Here is a 5,200-nt window from a genome sequence, read left to right as displayed (position 1 = left end):
GGGTGGATACCGGGTGGCCGCAACCGCGGCTTCCGCTTCGGCCGCCGAGTTGACCATGGGGATCAGCAGGTTTTGCACGCCGAGGTCCAGGTACTGCTTGATGAGCACGGTGTCGTTGACCGGCGGCCGGACCAGCACCTGGACCGGGTAGCCGTTGACGGCCTGGAGCTGGGCCAGGATGGATTCGAGGCCGTTGGGGCTGTGTTCGGCGTCGATGAGGAGCCAGTCCAGGCCGGATCCGGCGCAGAGCTCGGCGATCAGCGGGCTGCCGGAGCAGACCCACATTCCGGCGAGGGGGCGGCCTGCTTTACCGTTTTGACTGCGGAGGGCGTCGCGGAACGTGTTCGCGTCGTCAGGATTTCCGGGTTCTACTCGAAGCGGCATGTGATGGCCCCCAATGGTCCGTAGTCGGCGTGGACGGCGTCGCCCTTGTACACCCAGAGTGGGCGGGTGAAGGAACCTGCGAGGATGATGTCCCCGGCTTTCATCCCGTCGCCGTGGGCGGCGATTTTGTTGGCGAGCCAGTGCACACCATTGGCGGGGTGGTCCAGGACGCCGGCTGCAACCCCGGTTTCCTCCACGGTCTGGTTTTTGTAGAGGATTGCCGAGACCCAGCGGAGGTCCACGGCGTCGGGCTTGACGGGATTGCCGCCGATCACCATGGCGCCCATGGCGGCGTTGTCCGCGATGGTGTCCACGATGGTCCGGCCCTCCATTTCGATCCGGGAGTCCAGGATCTCGAGGGCCGGAACCACGTAGTCGGTGGCGTTCAGGACGTCGAAGATGGTGCAGCCGGGGCCCTTGAGCGCATCCTTCAGGACAAAGGCGAGCTCCACCTCAACGCGCGGGTGCGTGTACTTATCCCACTGCACGGAGCAGCCGGTTTCGAGCACCATGTCGTCAAAGATCGCGCCGTAGTCCGGTTCGGTGATGCCGGTGGCGGCCTGCATGGCCTTGGACGTGAGGCCGATCTTCCGGCCCACGAGCTTGCGGCCGGCGTCCTCGTTCCGCCGCCGCCAGAGCTGTTGCACGGCGTAGGAGTCCTCGACCGTCATCTCCGGGTAGCGGGCCGTGAGGCGGGGGACCGGGGTGCGGGTCCGGCCGGCTTCCAGGAGTTCGTCGGCGATGGCCTCTATCGTCTTCGCGTCCAGCATGGCTACAGCTGCGCCCCGAGCTTGAAGCCCGTCCGGTCCCCTTCGGGGGCCCCGTCTTTTCGGGTGTAGGAGAAGCCGTCGGCACCCACGGTGACCGCCATTTCGCTCTTTTCCTCACGCACGATGACGGGCTGCGGGTTGCCGTCGAGGTCCAGGACCAGGGAGGCTTCGGTGTACCAGGACGGGACCACGGGGTTGCCCCACCAGTCGCGGCGCTGGTTGTCGTGGACGTCCCAGGTGACGACGGGGTTGTCGGGGTCGCCGGTGTAGTAGTCCTGGGTGTAGATCTCGATGCGGTGGCCGTCGGGGTCCAGGATGTAGAGGTAGAACGCGTTGGAGACGCCGTGCCGGCCGGGGCCGCGTTCGATCCGGTCGCTGATGCGCAGGGCGCCCATCTTGTCGCAGATCTGGATGATGTTGTGCTTTTCGTGTGTGGCGAATGCGATGTGGTGCATGCGCGGGCCGTTACCGCCGGTCAGGGCGGTGTCGTGGACGGTCTGCTTGCGGTGCATCCAGACCGCGTACGTGACGCCGTCGGAGTCCTGGATGTCCTCGGAGACGCGGAAGCCGAGGTCCTCAAGGTACTTGCGGCCGCGGGGCACGTCCGGGGTGACCTGGTTAAAGTGGTCCAGGCGGACCAGCTCGCCGGCGGAATAGAGGTCATAGCGCTGGGTGAGGCGCTCGACGTGTTCCACATCGTAGAAGAACTCGTAGGGGAAGCCCAGCGGGTCCTCCACCCGGACGGAATCGCCGATGCCCTTGGTGAAGCCTTCCTTGCGGCGTTCGGTGCGGCAGCCGAGTTCCTTGTAATAGGCCTCTGCGGCGTCCACTTCGGCGGGGGACTTCACCCGGTAGGCGAACGCGGCGACGGCGGCGATGGGTCCCTTGCGGAGCACCAGGTTGTGGTGGATGAACTCCTCCAGGGACCGCAGGTAGATGTTGTTCTCGTCTTCCTCGGTCACGTGCAGGCCCAGGACGTCCACGTAGAACGCGCGGGACCTGGCGAGGTCGGTGACCACAATCTCCATGTAGGCGCAGCGGACGATGTCCGGAGCCGGGACGGTGGGGGTGGGGATGAAGTCAGTCATGGGAGTCTCTCTTCTTTGAAAGCGTGGGTGGCTCAGGCGCCGAATTTGGGGGTGTGAACGGTGCCGAGGCTGATGTGCACGGCCTGCTGGTCGGTGTAGAAGTCGATGGAGCGGTAGCCGCCTTCGTGGCCCAGGCCCGAGGCTTTGACGCCGCCGAACGGGGTGCGGAGGTCGCGGACGTTGTGGCTGTTCAGCCAGACCATGCCGGCTTCGACGTTCTGCGAGAAGTTGTGGGCGCGGGTCAGGTTCTGGGTCCAGATGTAGGCCGCGAGCCCGTACTTGGTGTTGTTCGCCAAAGCCAGCGCCTCGTCGTCGTTCTCGAACGGCGTGATGGCGACGACCGGGCCGAAGATTTCCTCCTGGAAGATCCGCGCGTCAGGCGCGACGTCGGCGAACACGGTGGGTGCGATGTAGTTGCCTTCGGGGAGGTGGCCGGGGCGGCCGCCGCCGGCGAGGAGTCGGCCTTCGGTCTTGCCGATCTCCACGTAGGAGGCCACCTTCGCGTAGTGCTCAGGGTGGACCAGAGCCCCGACTTCGGTCTTGGGGTCGTGCGGGTCCCCGACCACGATCTTCTTGGCCCGGGCGGCGTACTTCTCGCAGAACTCGTCATAGATGCCGCGTTCGACGAGGATGCGGGAGCCGGCGGTACAGCGTTCGCCGTTGAGGGAGAACACCCCGAACAGGGCGGAATCGATCGCGGCGTCCAGGTCGGCGTCGGCAAACACCACACAGGGGGATTTGCCGCCGAGTTCCATCGACAGCCCCTTGAGGTTGGCGGCGGCGTTGCGGAAGATCGTCTGGCCCGTGGTGGTCTCACCGGTGAACGAGATCAGCGGGACGTCCGGGTGCTTGACCAGGGCATCGCCGGCTTCCTCGCCGAGGCCGTTGACCAGGTTGAACACACCGTCCGGGAGTCCGGCGTCCTTGAAGATCTGCGCCCACAGCGAGGCGGACAGCGGCGTGAACTCGGCAGGTTTGAGGACCACGGTATTGCCCGTGGCCAGGGCCGGGGCGAGCTTCCAGGACTCGAGCATGAACGGCGTATTCCACGGGGTGATGAGGCCTGCGACGCCGATCGGCTTGCGGTTCACGTAGTTGATCTGCGCGCCGGGGACTTTCATGGCGTCGTCGAACTGGGCCACGATCAGGTCCGCGAAGAACCTGAAGTTCTCCGCCGCGCGCAGCGCCTGACCCTTGGCCTGCGTGATGGGCAGGCCGGTGTCAAAGGTTTCCAGCTCGGCAAGCCGGGCTTCCTGGGCTTCGACGGCGTCGGCAATCCTGTTCAGGACGCGGGCACGTTCCCGCGGCTTCATCCGTGGCCACGGGCCGTTGGCGAAGGCTTCGCGGGCGGCGGCGACGGCGAGGTCAATGTCCTCCTTCTGGCCCGCCGCAGCGGTGGCGTAATTCCTGTTGGAGACAGGATCCAGGACGTCGAAAGTCGCTCCGTTCACGGAGTCAACGAACTCTCCGTTGATGTAGTGCTGGATGTGGGTGGGGAGGTCCTGCGGCACGTAATGCGTGCCGGCTTCTGCGGCGGTGAACGTCATTGTTGTCTTCCTTTGCTTCTAATGCAACGCGGGGTCACTTCTTGCCCATGCGGGGCCGTTTATCGGGCGTTTAGTGACCCCGCGTTGCTTTGGGCGAGGTACGCGTCCAGGGTGGCGGCGCGGTGCCGGCGGGCGGACTGCTCGATTTCTTCCGCGCCGGCGCCGGATTCGATGAGCTGCAGCAGCGCTTCGTGCTCGTCCACCGATTCGTGGGCACGGCCGGGAACGAACCGGAACGTCGAAGACCGCAGCGAGGCGAGCCGGTTCCAGCCCCGATGGACCAGGTCCAGGATGTGCGGGTTGGGGCAGTGTTCAAAGAGGATGCTGTGGAAGTCCTGGTTCAGGTGCGTGAAGCGGACGGGGTCGAAGTGCTGGAGGCATTCGCGCATGTCCTCGTTCACGGCCCGGGCGCGGGCGATCGCCACGGAATCGATCAGCGGCGCAGACAACGCGGTGGCGGCGCCCTCGACAATACTCAGGGTCTGCATCGTGTAGAGGTACTCGGTGGGGTCGATCCCGGAGACCGTGGCGCCGACGTTCCGCTCGAACGTCACCAGTCCTTCGGCCTCGAGGCGCCGGATCGCTTCCCGGACCGGGACCACGCTGACGCCCAGATCCTTGGCGATCGCGGCCAGGACCAGCCGGTAACCGGGGGAGTAGGTCCCGTCCACGATCCGTGCCTTGACCGCGGCATAGGCCTGTTCGGATTTGCTGCCTGTCGCCATCAACGTCTCAGTCATTGGCTTTGCCTGCTTCCCATGGCTTCCCATTCCACGTACCTGGTCCGCCAGGTTGCGTTCAGCGGGTAGAGGCCGTCCACGCTGTGGCCCTCTGCCACCATTTCGGCGATAAACGTTTCCTCGCGCTCCTGGATGATGGAGTCGTCCGCGAGCTCTTCGGCGAGGGCCGGCGGGATGACCAGGATGCCGTCGGCGTCGGCCACGATGATGTCGCCGGGCTGGACGGTGGTGCCGCCGCAGGCGATGGTGATGTCGGTGTCCCAGGGGATGTGCCGGCGCCCCAGGACGGCGGGGTGCGGGTTGGCGTAGTAGGTAGGCATGTCCATGGCCGCGACGGCGGTGAAGTCGCGAACGCCGCCGTCGGTGATGATCGCCGCGGCTCCGCGGACCTGGGCGCGCAGGGCCAGGATGTCACCGATGGTGCCCGTGCCCTTTTCCCCGCGGGCTTCCATCACCAGGATCTCGCCCTCGTTGACGGAGTCGATGGCCTGCTTCTGGGCGTTGAAACCGCCGCCATGGGTTTTGAACAGGTCCTCGCGGTTGGGCACATACCGCAGGGTCCGGGCCAGGCCCACGATCCGCTTCTCCGGGCGGGTGGAGCTGAGCCCGTCGATGCTGACGTTGTTCAGGCCGCGCTTGCGCAGCTGGGAGGAGAGCGTGGCGGTGCAGAC

At 66.1% G+C, this 5,200-nt stretch carries 5 protein-coding genes and 1 pseudogene; all 6 read right to left on the bottom strand.

Annotation, left to right across the window (positions count from 1 at the left end; all coding sequences use genetic code 11):
- On the bottom strand, nucleotides 1-384 hold a 384-nt coding region (locus tag V6M49_RS13085; RefSeq protein ID WP_442959728.1), incomplete at its 3' end, for an HpcH/HpaI aldolase family protein.
- Entirely contained in the window at nucleotides 369-1,154 is a 786-nt protein-coding gene (hpaH, locus tag V6M49_RS13080) for a 2-oxo-hept-4-ene-1,7-dioate hydratase (protein WP_332761357.1), read from the bottom strand. The genes hpaH and V6M49_RS13085, both read right to left, overlap by 16 nt.
- A 2-nt stretch (nucleotides 1,155-1,156) precedes the next feature.
- On the bottom strand, nucleotides 1,157-2,242 hold the full coding sequence (hpaD, locus tag V6M49_RS13075) for a 3,4-dihydroxyphenylacetate 2,3-dioxygenase (protein WP_141140499.1): 1,086 nt from the start codon (nucleotides 2,240-2,242) through the stop codon (nucleotides 1,157-1,159).
- A 32-nt stretch (nucleotides 2,243-2,274) separates the two neighbouring features.
- Nucleotides 2,275-3,789, bottom strand: coding sequence for a 5-carboxymethyl-2-hydroxymuconate semialdehyde dehydrogenase (hpaE, locus tag V6M49_RS13070; protein ID WP_332761356.1), 1,515 nt, complete (start codon nucleotides 3,787-3,789; stop codon nucleotides 2,275-2,277).
- Nucleotides 3,790-3,848: 59 nt separating this feature from the next.
- Nucleotides 3,849-4,529: a GntR family transcriptional regulator gene (locus V6M49_RS13065; protein WP_332761355.1), complete on the bottom strand. Its 681-nt coding sequence runs from the start codon at nucleotides 4,527-4,529 to the stop codon at nucleotides 3,849-3,851.
- A pseudogene (locus V6M49_RS13060) lies at nucleotides 4,526-5,200 on the bottom strand (fumarylacetoacetate hydrolase family protein); the annotation flags it as partial. The pseudogene V6M49_RS13060 and the gene V6M49_RS13065, both read right to left, overlap by 4 nt.

Source organism: Pseudarthrobacter sp., from assembly GCF_036675385.1.
Taxonomy (GTDB): domain Bacteria; phylum Actinomycetota; class Actinomycetes; order Actinomycetales; family Micrococcaceae; genus Arthrobacter.
Note: the sequence above shows the minus strand (reverse complement) of the source record. Positions and strands in the feature narration are given on the sequence as shown.